Source organism: Thiomonas sp. (assembly GCF_034007205.1).
In the GTDB taxonomy this organism is placed as follows: Bacteria; Pseudomonadota; Gammaproteobacteria; order Burkholderiales; family Burkholderiaceae_C; genus Thiomonas.
Genome location: NZ_JAVERI010000002.1, coordinates 38,791 through 55,645 on the forward strand (window position 1 = coordinate 38,791; position 16,855 = coordinate 55,645).

The 16,855-nt window shown below is 66.4% G+C and carries 16 protein-coding genes; 6 read left to right on the forward strand and 10 right to left on the reverse strand.

Annotated elements, in window-relative coordinates; all coding sequences use genetic code 11:
- Positions 1–4: 4 nt before the first annotated feature.
- The 5 genes from rodA to RBR52_RS01825 all read right to left on the reverse strand — a co-directional run bounded on the left by rodA (position 5) and on the right by RBR52_RS01825 (position 6,059).
- Positions 5–1,123, reverse strand: a complete 1,119-nt coding sequence (gene rodA / locus RBR52_RS01805) for a rod shape-determining protein RodA (protein WP_320375472.1) — start codon at positions 1,121–1,123, stop codon at positions 5–7.
- Positions 1,120–3,327 (reverse strand): penicillin-binding protein 2, encoded by a 2,208-nt coding sequence (gene mrdA, locus RBR52_RS01810; RefSeq protein WP_320375473.1) that lies wholly within the window; start codon positions 3,325–3,327, stop codon positions 1,120–1,122. The genes rodA and mrdA overlap by 4 nt, the downstream gene beginning before the upstream one ends.
- Positions 3,328–3,412: 85 nt before the next feature.
- A complete protein-coding gene (gene mreD / locus RBR52_RS01815) occupies positions 3,413–3,949 on the reverse strand; it encodes a rod shape-determining protein MreD (RefSeq protein ID WP_320375700.1) in 537 nt (178 codons plus the stop codon).
- 52 nt (positions 3,950–4,001) lie between these two features.
- Complete coding sequence (gene mreC / locus RBR52_RS01820; RefSeq protein ID WP_320375474.1) at positions 4,002–4,937, reverse strand: rod shape-determining protein MreC; 936 nt, start codon at positions 4,935–4,937, stop codon at positions 4,002–4,004.
- Positions 4,938–5,015: 78 nt separating this feature from the next.
- Positions 5,016–6,059, reverse strand: a complete 1,044-nt coding sequence (locus tag RBR52_RS01825; protein WP_320375475.1) for a rod shape-determining protein — start codon at positions 6,057–6,059, stop codon at positions 5,016–5,018.
- A 219-nt stretch (positions 6,060–6,278) separates the two neighbouring features.
- Between RBR52_RS01825 and gatC the strand changes: the two genes are divergently transcribed.
- From gatC to gatB, 6 genes are read left to right on the forward strand one after another with little or no spacing between them, the layout of a single operon-like run.
- The gene (gene gatC, locus RBR52_RS01830) at positions 6,279–6,578 is read left to right on the forward strand and encodes an Asp-tRNA(Asn)/Glu-tRNA(Gln) amidotransferase subunit GatC (protein WP_320375476.1); all 300 of its coding nucleotides are present in this window, start codon (positions 6,279–6,281) and stop codon (positions 6,576–6,578) included.
- Positions 6,575–8,092 carry an Asp-tRNA(Asn)/Glu-tRNA(Gln) amidotransferase subunit GatA gene (gene gatA / locus RBR52_RS01835; protein ID WP_320375477.1) on the forward strand — a complete coding sequence of 506 codons (1,518 nt, stop codon included), beginning with the start codon at positions 6,575–6,577 and terminating at the stop codon, positions 8,090–8,092. The genes gatC and gatA overlap by 4 nt, the downstream gene beginning before the upstream one ends.
- 14 nt (positions 8,093–8,106) lie before the next feature.
- Positions 8,107–8,958, forward strand: coding sequence for a site-specific DNA-methyltransferase (locus tag RBR52_RS01840; RefSeq protein ID WP_320375478.1), 852 nt, complete (start codon positions 8,107–8,109; stop codon positions 8,956–8,958).
- Positions 8,942–9,676: a PmeII family type II restriction endonuclease gene (locus RBR52_RS01845; RefSeq protein WP_320375479.1), complete on the forward strand. Its 735-nt coding sequence runs from the start codon at positions 8,942–8,944 to the stop codon at positions 9,674–9,676. The genes RBR52_RS01840 and RBR52_RS01845 overlap by 17 nt, the downstream gene beginning before the upstream one ends.
- Positions 9,677–9,684: 8 nt before the next feature.
- Positions 9,685–10,332, forward strand: a complete 648-nt coding sequence (locus RBR52_RS01850; protein WP_320375480.1) for a LysE family transporter — start codon at positions 9,685–9,687, stop codon at positions 10,330–10,332.
- A 10-nt stretch (positions 10,333–10,342) separates the two neighbouring features.
- Positions 10,343–11,791: an Asp-tRNA(Asn)/Glu-tRNA(Gln) amidotransferase subunit GatB gene (gene gatB, locus RBR52_RS01855; RefSeq protein WP_320375481.1), complete on the forward strand. Its 1,449-nt coding sequence runs from the start codon at positions 10,343–10,345 to the stop codon at positions 11,789–11,791.
- Between the two features lie 88 nt (positions 11,792–11,879).
- Here gatB and RBR52_RS01860 read toward each other — a convergent pair whose 3' ends face one another.
- The 5 genes from RBR52_RS01860 to ugpA all read right to left on the reverse strand — a co-directional run bounded on the left by RBR52_RS01860 (position 11,880) and on the right by ugpA (position 16,852).
- On the reverse strand, positions 11,880–12,023 hold the full coding sequence (locus RBR52_RS01860) for a hypothetical protein (protein WP_320375482.1): 144 nt from the start codon (positions 12,021–12,023) through the stop codon (positions 11,880–11,882).
- 255 nt (positions 12,024–12,278) lie between these two features.
- Positions 12,279–14,099, reverse strand: coding sequence for a glycerol-3-phosphate dehydrogenase (gene glpD, locus RBR52_RS01865; protein WP_413818278.1), 1,821 nt, complete (start codon positions 14,097–14,099; stop codon positions 12,279–12,281).
- Positions 14,059–15,123: a sn-glycerol-3-phosphate ABC transporter ATP-binding protein UgpC gene (locus tag RBR52_RS01870; RefSeq protein ID WP_320375483.1), complete on the reverse strand. Its 1,065-nt coding sequence runs from the start codon at positions 15,121–15,123 to the stop codon at positions 14,059–14,061. Before RBR52_RS01870 ends, glpD begins: the two co-directional genes overlap by 41 nt.
- A 5-nt stretch (positions 15,124–15,128) precedes the next feature.
- Positions 15,129–15,974: a sn-glycerol-3-phosphate ABC transporter permease UgpE gene (gene ugpE / locus RBR52_RS01875; RefSeq protein ID WP_320375484.1), complete on the reverse strand. Its 846-nt coding sequence runs from the start codon at positions 15,972–15,974 to the stop codon at positions 15,129–15,131.
- The gene (gene ugpA, locus RBR52_RS01880) at positions 15,971–16,852 is read right to left on the reverse strand and encodes a sn-glycerol-3-phosphate ABC transporter permease UgpA (protein ID WP_320375702.1); all 882 of its coding nucleotides are present in this window, start codon (positions 16,850–16,852) and stop codon (positions 15,971–15,973) included. Before ugpA ends, ugpE begins: the two co-directional genes overlap by 4 nt.
- Positions 16,853–16,855 lie beyond the last annotated feature (3 nt).

Genomic DNA, 16,855 nt, shown 5'->3' on the forward strand with positions numbered 1-16,855 from the left:
TCGCTCAACTCTGCACCAGCCGCCTGGACCTGGCGATCGAGAACAGCATGCCCGCGCCCAGCATCAGGGTGATGAGCGCGGTGCCGCCGTAGCTGACGAAGGGCAGGGGCACGCCGACGACCGGCAGGATGCCCGACACCATGCCCATGTTGACGAAGGCGTAGAGGAAAAAGATCAGGCTGATCGATGCCGCCAGCAGGCGCGAGAACAGCGTGGGGGCGCCCGCCGCGATCATCAGCCCGCGCACGATGAAAAAGGTATAGGCTGCCAGCAGCATGAGGTTGCCCGCCAGCCCCCACTCCTCCGCCAGCACGGAGAACACGAAGTCGGTATGCGATTCGGGCACGAAATTGAGATGCGCCTGGGTGCCGTGCAGATAGCCTTGGCCGAACACCCCGCCCGAGCCGATGGCGATCATGCTCTGGATGATGTTGAAACCCTTGCCCAGCGGGTCGCTCTGCGGGTCGAGCAGCATCATCAGCCTCTGGCGCTGATAGTCGTGCATGAAATGCCACATCACCGGCGCGCTGGCCGCTGCCAGCGCGAACAGCAAGGCGATGATGCGCCACGACAGCCCGGCGAAGAAGATGACGAAAGACCCGGTGAACAGCACCAGCAGCGCAGTGCCCAGGTCGGGCTGCTTCATGATGAGCCCCACCGGAATGGCCAGCAGAGCGGCGGCGATGAAAAAGTCTTTGACGCGAATGAAACCCTCGCGCTTCTGGAAGTACCACGCCAGCATCAGCGGCACGGCGATTTTCATGATCTCCGAAGGCTGCACCACGGTGATGCCCAGATCGAGCCAGCGGCGCGCGCCCTTGCGCACCAGGCCGAACATCGCCGTGGCGATGAGCAGCGCCACGCCAAAGGTGTAGACCGGCACGGCGATCTGCATCAGCCGCTGCGGCGGCACCTGCGCAGTGACGAACAGCACCAGAAAACCGATACCCAGATTGCGCAGGTGATCGTCGAACGGTACATGCGCGTCCTGCAAGGCGGAAAACAGCACGATGCAGCCGATGGCCACCAGCCACAGCAGCGCCGCGGCCAGCGGCGCGTCGAAGCCGGTGAGGTAGGGGCGAACCCGCTGCCACAGCGGCGGACGGCCGAAGCTCACACTCATAGCCGGACTCCTTGCGCTTCATCACTCACCTCGGGCCGGGCGCCGAAGCGGGTAAACAGCGGCATACGCAGACCGCCGGTGCAGGCGGTGCGCGGATAGTTGCCCACGGCATCCGCGTCGAGGGCGGTGGGCTGGGCGCGCGCGGGAGACGCTGCTGTCGGTGCAGACGCGGGTTTTGCGGCGATCCCTGCGGCGCTTCCCGCCGCAGCCGCGCTCGCCGGGCCGGACGCCGCCGGACCAGGAGGCGGCTTGGCGCCGGGAATGGGCGGCACGCCTTCGCGCTCGCCGGCATAGGCAAACTGCACCGGCTGCGGCCTGACCCCGCTGATTTTTTCGATTTCCTCGTCGGTGGGGTAGAGGCCGAGCAGGTAATAGTCGAGCGCCTTGCGCGCAATCGGCGCGGCGGCGACGCCACCAAACCCGGCGTTTTCCACGATCAGCGCCAGGGCGATCACCGGGTTTTCCGCCGGGGCGTACACCACATACAGCGCGTGGTCGCGCAGATGATGCGCGATGTCCTTGGCGTCATAGGTCTGGTTCTGCGCCACGGAGATCACCTGTGCCGTGCCGGTCTTGCCCGCTGCGGTGTAGGGCGCCCCCTTGAAGGCTTCGGCCGCGGTGCCGCCGGTCTGGTTCACCGCGATCATGCCGTCGTGCACCACCTGCCAGTACGCCGGATTCAGCTCGATGCGCTGGGCCACCGGCGCGGCCACCGGCGTGAAGCGGCGCGTGGCCATGTCCTCGATGGCGCGCACCACGCGCGGCTCGTAGCGCGTGCCCCGATTGGCCAGCGTGGACAGCGCCACGCCCATCTGCAGCGGGGTGAAGCTGTTGTAGCCCTGGCCGATCCCCAGGCTGATGGTGTCGCCCGGATACCAGCGCTGCTGCTCCGGGCTGCGAAAGGCGCGGCGCTTCCATTCCCGCGAGGGCAGCACGCCCTTGGCCTCGCCCTTGAGGTCGATGCCGGTGACCTGGCCGAAGCCGAACTGCTGCGTCCACCGGGCCATGCCGTCCACGCCCCAGTCGTGCGCCACCATATAGAAGTACACGTCGCACGACACCTGAATGGCCTTGTGCATGTCCACGATGCCATGTCCCCCCGGCACGTCGTCGCGGAAGCGGTGTCCGGCGAACATGAAAAAGCCGGGATCGTGAAAGCTCCACTGCGCGGTGCGGATGCCTTCGGTGAGCGCCCCCGTCGCCAGATAGGGCTTGTAGGTCGAGCCCGGCGGAAAGGTGCCGCGCAGCGCGCGGTTGAGCAGCGGACGGTCGGGCGAGGTATTGAGCGCGTCCCAGTTGACCTGATCGATGCCGTCGACGAATAGATTGGGGTCGTAGGTCGGCATGGAGACGAAGGCCAGCACCTCGCCATTGCGCGGGTCGATGGCCACGCAGGCGCCGCGCCGCTTGCCGTAGAGGTCTTCGATGAGTTTCTGCAGCCGGATGTCCACCCCGAGCACCAGGTTCTGCCCGGGAATCGCGGCCACGGTCTTGATCTTGCGCACCGGGCGCCCCGTGGCGTTGACCTCGACTTCCTCATAGCCGGTGACGCCGTGCAGTTGCGCCTCGTAAGCCTGCTCCACGCCGAGCTTGCCGATGTGGTCGGTGCCGAGGTAGTTGCTGGCGTCGTCGCTGTCGTCGATGCGCTGCTGTTCGGCCTGGTTGATGCGGCCGATATAGCCCAGCAGATGGCAGCCCAGCGCGCCCAGCGGATAGTTGCGAAACAGCCGCGCGCGCACATTCACCCCCGGAAAGCGAAAGCGCTGCACCACGAAGCGCGCCACCTCGTCGTCGCTGAGCTTGTTGAGAATCGGCAGCGACTCAAAGCGCCGCGACTGCGACAGCAGATTGTCGAAGCGCCGCTCGTCGAACGGCGTGATCGGCACGATGGCCTTGAGCGCGTCGATGGTGTCCTGCAGCCGGCCCTTCACTTTCGACGGCGTGATCTCCAGCGTGTACGCCGCGTAATTGTTGGCCAGAATGATGCCGTTGCGGTCGAGAATCAGCCCGCGCTGCGGCGCAATCGGCACGAGCGCGATACGGTTGTCCAGCGCCTGGGTGGAAAACTGCCGATGCCGCACCACCTGCAGCCACACCCAGCGGCCAATGAGCAGCGCAAAGCTCAGCACCACCACGGCCGCTGCCAGAATCAGGCGGCGGCGAAAGCGGAACAGCTCGCGTTCGATATTGCGCAGCTCGGTCATCGCAAACAGGGCTTCAAACAGGGCTTAAATGAGGTTCGAATGAAGATGGAGCCCATTGCGGGCGCAAGGTTCAGCAGGGCGTCCATCACAAGGGGCGATTGCGGTCGGCATCCGGCGCACGGCGCTGCGGCGCCAGCAGCAACCAGGTCAACACGGGCCACAGCGCCGCCTGTATGAACGGCGCCAGCAAAAACGCCCAGCCCGGAAAACTGCCGCCCGCCCACATGCCCACCAGCAGCAGCAACACCTGCGTGGCCACAAACAGCGGCAGCACATGCAAGGCCTGCTGCAGCGGCGCAAACCACAGCAGCCGCCGGTGCAGCGTGATGGCGAAATAGCTCAGCACCGTGTAGATGAGCGCATGCTGCCCCAGCACGGAGCCTTGCTGCACGTCCACCGCCAGCCCCAGCGCGAACGCCACGGCCATGCCCACGCGGCGCGGCTGATGCACATTCCAGAACACCAGGGTGAGCGCGACCAGATCGGGCATCCACGCCAGGCGGCCCAGAGGCAGAAAGTCGATCAGCAGCGCCACCAGCAGACTCAGCGCGATGAACCAGGGATTGACCGGCAGCAGCAGCACTTCGCGCGCGCCGCCCGCGGGCGCCTGCGCAGCGGGCATGGCGCCCTGATCGGAACGGCGGCGGCGCGGCAGGAACGACACGGCAGGCAGCTCAGCGGGATGAGGCAGAAGCGGCAGCGGCGGGCGCCGACGCCGTCTTGCCCGACTTTTGCACCTTCGGCCCCGCCACCAGCGGCGTGAGCGGCTGCAGCACCAGCACCTGCCGCCCGCCGTCGACGTCGGCCAGCGGCGCGCACATCACCCGGGCGAAGGCGGTATCGCGCTGGCGCGTCACCGAGGTCACCCGCGCCACGCGCAGGCCAGCCGGGTAGATGCCGTCCACCCCGCTGGTCACGAGTACATCGCCCACGTGCACATCGGCGGCGGCGGGCATCCAGCGCAGCTCCATGCCGCCCTGGCCCAGCCCCGGCTCGCCGTACACCACGCCGCGTTCGCCGGTACGCTGGTTCTGCACCGGCACGATGGCGTCGCGGTCGGTGACGAGGGTGACTTCGGCGCTCCACGGATAGTCGCGCGTGACCTGCCCGAGCAGCCCGGTTTCATCGATCACCGGCGCGCCGAGTTCCACGCCCTGCAGGCTGCCGCGGTCGATCACCACCGTGCGGCTGAAGGGATCGGCGGCCTGCGCGCTGATCTGTGCGGCCACCGACTTCGGCGGCAGACTCTGCTGCAAGTGCAGCAAGGCGCGCAGACGGTTGTTTTCCAGCCGCAGTTGCGCATCGATCTGGGCCTGCAGCGACAGCGCCACATTGGCGCGCTGCAGTCGGCTGATCTCCGCCTGCGCCTTGGCCGGTGCTTCGAGATAGCCGCCGAGTCGCCGCGACCAGTCCACCGGCGCCTGCGCCGCGCGCTGCAGCGGATAGATCGCCACCGACAAGCCCTGGCGCAGCAGGGGCGTGACCTTGAAGCGCACGTCCAGCGCCATCAGCAACACCGCCAGCGCAGAGAACAGCAGCAGCCGCGTGAGCGCAGAAGGCCCCTGCCGGAAAAACGGCGGGGGAGTGCGTTCGAATGTGCTGTAGGCCATGACCCAAGAGAAAAAACGCCGGGCTGCAAACGCCCGCATCGCGCGAGGCCCAAGCCGCGCGCCTGGACAGGACGCCGCTTATTCCGACGTGAAAATCGTGCCCAGCCGATCCATGCGCTCCAGCGCCATGCCGCTGCCGCGGGCCACGCAGGTCAGCGGATCTTCGGCCACCAGCACCGGCAGGCCGGTTTCTTCGGCCAGCAGGCGGTCGAGGTCGCGCAGCAGCGCGCCGCCGCCGGTGAGCATCATGCCGCGCTCGGCAATGTCGGCGCCGAGTTCGGGCGGGGTCTGTTCGAGCGCGTTTTTCACCGCCGAGACGATCTGGTTGAGCGGATCGGTCAGCGCTTCGAGAATTTCGTTGGAACTGATGGTGAAGCTGCGCGGCACGCCTTCGCTGAGGTTGCGGCCCTTGACTTCCATTTCCTTGACCTCGGAGCCGGGGAAGGCCGAGCCGATCTGCTTCTTGATGGCTTCTGCCGTGGGCTCGCCGATCAGCATGCCGTAATTGCGCCGGATGTAGTTGATGATGGCCTCGTCGAACTTGTCGCCGCCCACGCGCACACTGCCCATGTAGACCGTGCCGCCCAGCGAAATGACGCCGACTTCGGTGGTGCCGCCGCCGATGTCGACGATCATCGAACCGGTGGCTTCGCTCACCGGCAGTCCGGCGCCGATGGCCGCGGCCATCGGTTCCTCGATGAGGTAGACCTCGCTGGCGCCCGCGCCCAGCGCCGACTCGCGAATGGCGCGGCGCTCGACCTGGGTGCTGCCGCACGGTACGCAGATGATGATGCGCGGACTCGGCCGGAACATCCGCGTGTCGTGCGCCATCTTGATGAACTGCTTGAGCATCTGCTCGGTCACGGTGAAGTCGGCGATCACGCCGTCCTTCATCGGGCGGATCGCCTCGATATTGCCCGGCACCTTGCCCAGCATCTGCTTGGCTTCCTTGCCGACGGCCTGGATGGTTTTCTTGCCGCTGGGCCCGCCCTCGTGGCGGATGGCGACCACCGACGGCTCGTCGAGAACGATGCCCTTGCCCCGCACATAGATCAGGGTGTTGGCGGTGCCCAGGTCGATGGCGAGATCCGTCGAAAAATACTGGCGAAAGGTACGAAACATGGAATGTGTCGGCGCCCAAACGCGCCCGGCTTTCTGGAGGTGTGTGAAAAAAGCAACAAACGGCCTTGATTTTTCGGCCAAATCCCGTGCGCCAAATCGGGCAATCATAACCCATGCATGCGCATAAAATGGCGTTTTCCGTATGCATCCATCAGGCAATTGCCCCGATCCGTTCGCCTGCCAGAAAAGCAGGTTTTGCGGCTCGATTCCCGCCCCACCATGTCCCTCACCCTTCCCGATATCGACCGCCTGGCGCAACTCGCCCGGCTGGATCTGTCCGCCAGCGAGCGCGAACACCTGCTGACCGACCTGAACGCCTTCTTTGCCGTGGTCGAGCAAATGCGCGCGGTCAGCACCGACGGCGTCGAGCCGCTTTCGCACCCGCTCTGCGCCGTGCAGGACATGCCGCTGCGCCTGCGCGACGACGTCGTGACCGAGGGCGACATCCGCGAGGCCGCGATGCGCAACGCGCCCGACGCGCAGGATGGCCTGTTTCTCGTGCCGAGGGTGGTCGAATGAACAACCCATCAGATTTCGCCAACGCCGACCTGCGCACGCTGTCCGCCGCGCTGGCCGCGCGGCAAGTGTCCAGCGTCGAACTCACCCGGGCCGCGCTCGACCGCATCGCCGCCCGCGCCGATCTGGGCGCCTTCCTCCATGTCGATGCCGAGGGCGCATTGAAGTCCGCGCAGGCCGCCGACGCCGCCCGCGCCGCGGGTGATTCGCGCCCGCTGCTCGGTGTGCCGCTGGCGCACAAGGACGTGTTCGTCACCCGCGACCTGCCGGCCACAGCCGCCTCGCGCATGCTCGCCGGTTATGTCAGCCCGTTCGATGCCACCGTGGTCGCCCGGCTGGGCGCAGGCGCCGATGGCGTTGGCGGCGCGGGCATGGTGACGGTGGGCAAGACCAATATGGACGAATTCGCCATGGGCTCGTCCAACGAGAACTCGGCTTACGGCCCGGTGCGCAACCCCTGGGACGCCGACGCCATTCCCGGCGGCTCCAGCGGCGGCTCGGCGGCGGCGGTGGCCGCAAGGCTCGTTCCCGCCGCCACCGGCACCGACACCGGCGGCTCGATCCGCCAGCCCGCGGCGATGTGCGGCATCACCGGCATCAAGCCGACCTACGGCCTGTGCTCGCGCTACGGCATGATCGCCTTCGCCTCCAGCCTCGACCAGGCCGGCCCGATCGCGCAGACCGCGTGGGACTGCGCCGCGCTGCTCACGGCGATGACCGGGTTCGACCCGCGCGACGCCACCAGCGTGCAGCGCCCCGTTCCCGACTACACCGCCGCGCTCGACCAACCCCTGCCCGGCGCCTCCGCCGCGCAGCCGATCAAAGGCCTGCGCATCGGCCTGCCGCGCGAATACTTCGGCGCAGGCCTGGCCAACGAGGTCGAAGCCGCCGTGCGCGCAGCCCTCGAGACGATGGAGAGCCTGGGCGCCACGTTGGTCGACGTCTCGCTGCCGCTGACCGAACTGTCCATTCCGGCCTACTACATCATCGCGCCCGCCGAGGCCAGTTCCAACCTGAGCCGCTTCGACGGCGTGCGCTTCGGCCACCGCGCGGCGCAATACAAAGACCTGGCCGAGATGTACGGCAAGAGCCGCGCCGAAGGCTTCGGCCCCGAGGTCAAGCGCCGCATCATGATCGGCACCTATGTGCTGTCGCACGGTTATTACGACGCCTACTACCTGCAGGCGCAGAAAATCCGCCGCCTGATCGCCGACGATTTCGCCCGCGCCTTCACCCAGTGCGACGTGATCGCCGGCCCGGTGTCGCCCACCGTCGCCTGGAACCGGGGCGACAAGGCCGATCCGCTGGCCAACTACCTGGCCGACATCTACACCCTGTCGGCCAGTCTGGCCGGACTGCCGGGCATGAGCGTGCCCGCCGGTTTCGGCGCGGGACAGAATGCGCGCCGCCCGGTCGGCCTGCAACTCATCGGCCCGCACTTCGCCGAGGCCCGCCTGCTGCGGGTCGCCCACCAGTACCAGCAGGTGAGCGACTGGCATCGCCGCAGCCCCTTCTGAGCAAGGAAAAACTCATGACAACAACGTCTCAGGTGCTGCAAGGCGATTGTGCCGAAGTGCTCCAGTCCTTCCCGGGCCAGAGTGTCGACCTCATCGTCACCTCACCGCCCTACGCCGACCGGCGCAAGAACACCTATGGCGGCATCGCACCGGAAAAGTATGTGGAATGGTTTCTGCCCCGCTCCGCAGAATTTCTGCGCGTGCTGAAACCCTCGGGCTCGTTCATCCTCAACATCAAGGAAAAGGCCGAGAACGGCGAGCGCCACACCTATGTGCTCGAACTCATCCTGGCCTTGCGGCAACAAGGCTGGCTGTGGACCGAGGAATACATCTGGCACAAGCGCAATTGCTATCCCGGCAAATGGCCCAACCGCTTTCGCGACGCCTGGGAACGCTGTCTGCATTTCACCAAGGAGCGCAAGTTCAAGATGAATCAGGAAGCGGTCATGGTGCCAATGGGCGACTGGGCTGGAAAGCGGCTCAAAAACCTGGGCAAAAACGATGTGGTGCGCTTCGATTCGCAGGTGGAAAGCGGCTTTGGAAAAAATATCGCCAACTGGCTGGAGCGCCCCATGGCCTACCCGACCAATGTGCTGCATCTGGCCACCGAGTGCAGCAACAAAAACCACAGCGCGGCCTTTCCGCAAAGCCTGCCGGAATGGTTCATCAAACTGTTTTCCGACCCCGGAGATACCGTGCTCGATCCCTTCGTCGGATCGGGTACGACCTTGAAAGCCGCCCATGAGTTGGGCCGCAACAGCATCGGCATCGATCTGTCCCGTGAGTATTGCGACATGGCCGAAGCGGCCGTGGGCAAGCAGCTTGCGCTCATGGAGGAGGCGGCGGCCTATGGAAACCAGTCTTAAGGCGCGACTGACCGATTTCATCGAGCAGCACGTGCCGCAGTTCCACGACAAGCGGCTGCAGAGCCTGGATGGGCTCAAGCTAAAAACGGTGCTCAAGCGCAAAAATCCATATCTATTCAAGGCCAAGCACGTCGAGTCGGCACCGGTACTGGTAGAGCAGTTGCTCGATGCCCATCTGTCCTCACAAGAGGAAACGATTTTTGGCGACTTTCTGGAAAGCCTTGCCATCCACGTCTGCTCGCTGGTTTATGACGGTCGAAAGTCGACCAGCGAAGGCATCGATCTGGAGTTCGACCGCGATGGCGCGCGCTACATCGTGTCCATCAAGTCCGGGCCAAACTGGGGCAATTCCAGCCAGATCAAAAAAATGCGCGACCATTTCAAACAGGCGCGACGCATCTACGGCGCATCCAGGCACATGATTACCGTAAACGGCTGCTGCTATGGCCGTGACAACAAACCGGACAAGGGCGAATACCTCAAGCTCTGCGGTCAATCGTTTTGGGAACTGATTTCCGGCTCGCCCGAGATGTATCAAGACCTCATCGAACCGCTGGGCCATCAGGCAAGGGCTCGAAACGAGGCATTCAGCACCGCCTACGCCAAAGTCATCAACCGCTTCAGCGCCGACTTCATCCAAGAGTTCTGCCTTCCCGACGGCGCCATCGACTGGCACAAGCTCGTCGCCTTCAATTCGTCCAAAATCCCGCGCGGCTGAGCTAAAAAATGGATCTGCACACCTGGCTGACCTTCTTCGTGGCGAGCTGGCTCATCAGCCTCTCGCCCGGCGCGGGCGCGATCTCGTGCATGACCACAGGCCTGCGCCACGGCTGGCGTGTAGGCGTGTGGAACATCCTCGGCCTGCAACTGGGCATCGCCGCCATTCTGCTGGTGGTTGCCGCTGGGCTGGGCGCCATTCTGGCCGCGAGCGAAACCGCGTTCAGCGTGATCAAGTGGTTCGGCGTGGCCTATCTGCTGTGGCTGGGCATTCAGCAATGGCGCTCGCCTGCGCACAGCCTGGTCGAAGGCAGCGGCAGCAGCAAAACCTCCAAAAACGCCACGCCGCCAGCGCGCGGCCAACTCGTGCTGCGCGGTTTTCTCATCAACGCCAGCAACCCCAAGGGGCTGGTGTTCATGCTCGCGGTGCTGCCGCAGTTCATCAACCCGGCCGCGCCGCAACTGCCGCAATATCTGCTGTGCGGGCTGTCGCTGTTCATCACCGACATCGTGGTGATGAACGGCTACACCCTGCTGGCCGCGCGGGTGCTGCGCGCCTTGCGCGCGCCGCACCACCAACTCTGGCTGCAGCGCAGCTTCGGCACCCTGTTCATCGGCGCCGCGCTGCTGCTGTCGGCGTTCCGCCGTTCGTCGTAAGGAAATCACCATGCAATGGGAAGTGGTCATCGGGCTGGAAACACATGTTCAGCTCTCCACCGTGTCCAAGATGTTCTCCGGGGCGCCCACCGCCTTCGGCGCCGCGCCCAACACCCAGGCCTGCGCCGTCGATCTGGCGCTGCCCGGCGTGTTGCCGGTGGCCAACCGCGCCGCGGTGGAACGCGCCATCCGCCTCGGTCTGGCTTTGGGCGCGACCATCGCGCCGCGCTCGGTGTTCGCGCGCAAGAACTACTTCTACCCCGACCTGCCCAAGGGCTACCAGATCAGCCAGTACGAGATTCCCGTGGTGCAGGGCGGGGTGGTCGACTTTCTGGTGGACGGCAAGCCGCACCGCCTGCAGCTCACCCGCGCCCACCTCGAAGAAGACGCGGGCAAGTCGCTGCACGAAGCCGGCCTGTTCGACCGCGCGGGCAACGCCGCCAGCGGCATCGACCTCAACCGCGCCGGCACGCCGCTGCTCGAAGTCGTCACCGAGCCCGACCTGCGCAGCGCACGCGAAGCCGCCGAATACGCCCGCGCGCTGCACGCGCTGGTCATGTGGCTGGACATCTGCGACGGCAACCTGCAGGAGGGCTCGTTCCGCTGCGACGCCAACGTCTCCGTGCGCCGCCCCGGCGAGCCCCTGGGCACGCGCTGCGAGATCAAGAACCTCAACAGCTTTCGCTTTCTCGAAAAGGCTATCGAATTCGAGGTGCGCCGCCAGATCGAACTCATCGAAGACGGCGGCAAGGTGGTGCAGGAAACCCGGCTGTACGACCCCGACAAGGGCGAGACCCGCACCATGCGCACCAAGGAAGACGCGCACGACTACCGCTACTTCCCCGACCCCGACCTGCCGCCGCTCATCATCTCGCCCGAGTGGATCGAGCGGGTGCGCGAAGGCATGCCCGAGCTTCCCGGCCAGATGGCCGCGCGCTTCGTCGCGGCCCACGGCCTGAGCCCGGATGCCGCGGCACAGATGACCCAGACCCGCGCCCACGCCGCCTACTTCGAGGCCTGCGTGGCCGCGGGCGCACCGCCGAAACTCGCCGCCAACTGGATCATGGGCGAACTCGCCGCCCAGCTCAACCGCGGTGAACTCGACATCGACGCCAGTCCCCTGAGCGCCGCGCAACTCGCCGCGCTCACCCACAAGATCGACGACGGCACCCTCTCAAGCAAGACCGCCAAGGAAGTCTTCGCCGCGCTGTGGGCGGGCGAACAGGGCGGCAATGTAGCCGCCATCATCGACGCGCGCGGTCTGGCGCAGGTCAACGACAGCGCCGCCCTACAGTCCGCCGTCGACGCCGTGCTCGCCGCCAACCCGAAGAACGTCGAGGAGTACCGCGCCGGCAAGGAAAAAGCCCTCAACGCCCTGGTCGGCCAGGTGATGAAGGCCACCGGCGGGCGCGCCAACCCGCAGCAGGTGGGGGAGATGTTGAGAAAGGCGGTGGGGTGAGGGGGATAGGAGACTGTCGAGACTGTCGGGATTGAGGATCGCGGGCTGTACACCCGGGCTGTAAAACGGCAGTGCGGCGCCTTGCGGCTCAGTTCTCCACGACTTGCAGCGCTGCGGATGACTCGGCCGAGCGCCTGCGCGTGGCGATCCGTTTGACGCGGCCTTTGAAGGACGGCAGATTTTGCACCGCGCCGCCCGGTTGCATGAGCCGGCGCACGTCTTCGCTGGGCATGCGTTGCTGTGCAGCGTTCAGTGTTCAGCGGGCCGTCCGGCTGCGTCGGCAGGGCGTCGCGCAGCAGCGAAAGCGTGGGTTGCGGTGTTCTTCGGCCAGAGTGCGAAAAATGGCCCAGACGGCTGCGAATGCGGAAAAATTCGCGCCGGTTACCGGGCAGGTGCAGCATGCGCACCCGCTTTGATGCGCCCGATTCCTTGAGTCCCCTGCTGACGGCGGAGCGCGAAAAGTCGAGCGCGGCGGCGCGGAGCGCAGTCAGCGGCTGGCGAACCAGTCGGAGACGGCTTGAGGCCGGGGGCCTGCCGGGTGGGCGGCGAGCAGGTGCAGGCCGATCTTGCTGCGGCGCCAGAGCACATCGTCGGCGCTGGCGGCCCATTCATGGTCGCGCAGGTAGCGCAGTTCGGCCTCGAACAAGCCGGGGGCGATCTCGGCGCCGAGGTCTTGGAGTTGCGTGGCGGCGCTGCCGTCGGCCGTTCGCAGCACGCGGTCGATGCGGCTGCCGTAGGCGCGGGCCAGGCGATGCGCCAGCTCGGGCGCAAGCCAGGGATGGCGCTGCCGCACGGCCTGCACAAAGCGCGCGAAGTCGGTGTCGGGGCGCTGCGCGGGGCCGATCCAGGCCGACAGATCGCCGCCGGGAAGGAAGGCGTCGCGCGTCCACGCCGGGCATGCTTCGTTCAGCGCCATGCAGACCTGGTCGGCGGCCTGTTCGGCGAGCTTGCGAAAGGTGGTGATCTTGCCGCCCCACACGGTGAGCAGCGGGGCGCCGTCGCGGTCGAGTTCGAGCTTGTAGTCGCGTGTGGCCGCTTTTGGAGGAATGACGGCCCCCACGCTCCCGCTCAGCGGTCGCTGCCCTTGCAGGGCGCGGCCTTGCTCCAAGCAAGGCCCCTTCGTGCCGTCCAGTCTGGCGCAGGCCAGACTGGAGACGCGGCACTCAGCCCCGAGGGGGCTGCCCATGCCTTGGGGCGGCCCGGCGTCATGGGCGCCCGCATGATCTTCGAGCAAGGGACGCACTCCGGCGTAGCGCCACACGATGTGCTCCGGGCGGACTTCGCTGCGGAAGTAGCGGTTGACCTCGGCGCAGAGGTAGGCGGCCTCGGCGTCGCTGCAGATCTCGGCGCCGTCGGGCGCGGTCACTTCGACATCGGTGGTGCCGATCAGGGTGAAGTCGCGCTCGTAGGGAATGGCGAACACGATGCGGCCATCGCCCGCCTGGAAGAGGTAGGCGTGTTCGTGCGCAAACAGCCGGGGCAGCACGATGTGGCTGCCGCGCACCAGGCGCAGCGAGGCGCGCTCGTGCGGCGGGCTGCCGTCGGCGTTGCGCACGGTGTGCTTGAGCAACTGCTCGGCCCAAGGGCCGGCCGCGTTGACCAGGGCGCGGGCGCTCACCTGCCGCTCGACCCCGGCCGCATCGCGCAGCGTGGCCTGCCAGCCCGTGCCGTGGCGCATGGCGTCGATGCAGGCGGTGCGGGTGAGGACTGTGGCGCCGCGCTCGGCGGCATCGACCGCGCACAGCGCGACCAGCCGGGCGTCGTCCACCCAGCCGTCGGAATAGATGAAGCCGCGGGTGTATCCGGCCTTCAGCGGGGCGCCCGCGGCATGGGTGCGCAGATCGATGCGGCCCGACCCCGGCAGCCACTCGCGCCGCGCCAGATGGTCGTAGAGAAACAGCCCGGCGCGGATCATCCAGGCCGGACGCATGGCAGGCGCATGCGGCATGACAAAGCGCAGCGGCCACATGAGATGCGGCGCGCTGCGCAGCAGCACTTCGCGCTCCTGCAGGGCCTTGCGCACCAGGCCGAATTCGTAATACTCCAGATAGCGCAGGCCGCCGTGGATCAGCTTGGTGGACGCCGACGAGGTATGCGCCGCCAGATCGTCGCGCTCGCACAGCACCACATCGAGGCCGCGCCCGGCCAGATCGCGCGCAATGCCCGCGCCATTGATGCCGCCGCCGACGACGAGTACGTCGCAGGCGAGGCTGGAGGCGGGCGAGGCAACGGCGGCGCGGTTCACATCGAGATGGTAGGTGTGCGGCTCAGGCCGCGATGCGCGCACCGGTCGCGCGGTCGAACACATGCAGCGCGGCAGGGTCGATGCGCAAGCCCATGCGCTGCCCTTCCTGCCAGGGCGCGTCTCCCGCCACCCGCACCACGCAGGGCTGTGCGCCGATCATGCCGTGCAGCAGGGTCTCTGCGCCCAGCGCTTCGCGCAGCACGATGTCCATTTGCCATGCACCCTGCGGATCGGGCGCGAGGGCTTCGGGGCGGATACCCACGACCAGCTCGCATTGCGTCGCGTTCAGTGTCGAACCTAAATGCAGCGGCGCGGCCTGGGCGATGTGCAGGGTCTGGCCGTCGGCGCCGAGTTCGGCGTCGAACAGGTTCATGCCCGGTGCGCCGAGAAACCCGGCGACGAACACGCTGGCCGGCCGGGCATACACCTCGCCCGGCGTGCCCACCTGCTCGATGCGGCCCTGGTTCATCACCACCACGCGCTGCGCCAGGGTCATGGCCTCGACCTGATCGTGGGTGACGAACACCGTGGTCGTTTTCAGCCGCTGGTGAAGCTGCTTGATTTCCACCCGCATGTGGTTGCGCAGCCGGGCATCGAGGTTGGACAGCGGCTCGTCGAACAGGAAGAGTTGCGGCTCGCGCACGATGGCGCGCCCCATCGCCACGCGCTGGCGCTGTCCGCCGGATAGCGCCGAGGGTTTGCGTTCGAGCAGTTCGCTCAGGCCGAGCAGACCGGCGGCCCATTGCACGCGGCGGGCGATGTCTTCCTTGCTGGCGCCGCGCAGGCGCAGGCCGTAGGTGAGGTTGTCGCGCACCTTCATGTGCGGGTAGAGCGCATAGTTCTGGAACACCATGGCGATGTCGCGCGCGCTGGGTTCGAGGTCGTTGACGCGCCTGTCGCCGATCAGGATGTCGCCGTCGCTGGGGGCTTCAAGCCCGGCGATCAGGCGCAGCAGCGTGGTCTTGCCGCAGCCCGACGGGCCGACGAGCACGACGAATTCGCCGTCGGGCACGTCGAGCGACGACGGCTGCAGGGCGGTGGTGTCGCCGAAGCGTTTGCTGACTTGCTTGAGAACGAGGGTGGCCATGATGCTTATTTGTCGGAATCGGTCAGGCCCTTGATGAACCAGCGCTGCATCAGCAGCACCACGATCACCGGCGGCAGCAGCGCGAGCAAGGCGGTGGCCATGATCAGATCCCAGCGCGGCAGCGCAAAGGAGGCGCCCGCGTTGATCATGCCCTGCATGCCCATGACCACCGTGGTGTAGCCCGCATCGGTGGTCGTGAGCAGGGGCCAGAGATACTGGTTCCAGCCGTACACGAAGACCAGCACGAACAGCGCGGCGATATTGGTGCGCGACAGCGGCAGAACCATGTCGATAAAGAAGCGGATCGGCCCGGCGCCGTCGATGCGCGCGGCATCGACCAGGCTGCGCGGCAGGGTCATGAAAAACTGGCGGAACAGGAAGGTGGCCGTCGCAGAGGCGATCAGCGGCAAGATCAGGCCGCTGTAGCTGTTGAGCAGGTGCAGATTGGCGGTGACCTGATAAGTGGGAAAGAACCGCACTTCGATGGGCATCATCAGGGTGAAAAAGATCAGCCAGAACGCCGCCATGCGCAGCGGAAAGCGGAAATACACCACCGCATACGCCGAAAGAATGGAGATGAACAGCTTGCCCAGGGTGATGCCCAGCGCCATGACGAGGCTGTTGAGCAGCATGCGCCAGACGGGAATGGTGCCGGGCAGTCCGACGCTGAGCACCGTGCGCAGGTTGTCGAGCAGCATGTCGCCGGGCAGCAGCGGAAAGTGCCCGAGCAAGGCCTGCGGCGTGTGGCTGGCAGCGACCACCGCCAGGTAAAGCGGCAACGCGACCACAACGGCCATGAGGATGAGCAAGGCGTGGCGCAGCCCCGCCGACCGAAGCGGATCTGACTTCACTGGTAATGCACCTTTGCGCCAATGAAGCGGAACTGCACTATCGTCAGTCCGGCGACCAGCACCATCAGCACCACCGATTGCGCGGCCGCAGAGCCGAGGTTGAGGTTCTGGAAACCGTCTTGATAGAGCTTGTAGACCAGGGTTTGCGTGGCCTCGCCTGGGCCTCCCTTGGTCACGATATTGATCAGTCCGAAAGTGTCGAACAGAATGAACACGCTGTTCATCACCAGAAGAAAGAAACTGGTGGGCGCCAGCAGCGGAAAGACGATGGTCCAGAAACGGCGCACCGGCCCCGCGCCATCGAGCGCTGCAGCCTCCAGCAACGACGCGGGAATGGCCTGCAGGCCGGCGGTGAAAAACAGAAAGTTGTAGGCGATCTGCTGCCAGGCCGTCATCGCAATCACCAGCAGCAAGGCCTGATCGCCATCGAGGATGTAGTTCCAGTTCACCCCCATCGCCTGCAGCAACTGGGCCCCTGCACCGACCTGCGGCGAGAACATGAACACCCACAGCGCGCCGGTGATGGCCGGTGCGACGGCGTAGGGCCAGATGAACAGCGTGCGGTACACGCCGCGCGCCCTCAGCAGGCCGTCGGTCAGCACGGCCAACAGCAGGCCCAGCCCCATCGCCAGCACGGTGGCGGTAACGGCGTAGATCGCTGTGACCCGGAAGGCGCGCAGATAGCTGTGCTCTTCAAACAGTGAGGCGAAGTTGCTCAGGCCGACGAACTGCTGGCTCAAACCGAACGGATCGGTTTGGTAGAACGCGCCCGAGAGTGCCTGCAGCGCAGGCCAGACGAAGAACAGCACCGTCACCGCCAGTTGCGGCGCCAGCAAGAAATAGGGCAGGACGCGGTGCGGAAACGGCGCCGCATCCACGAC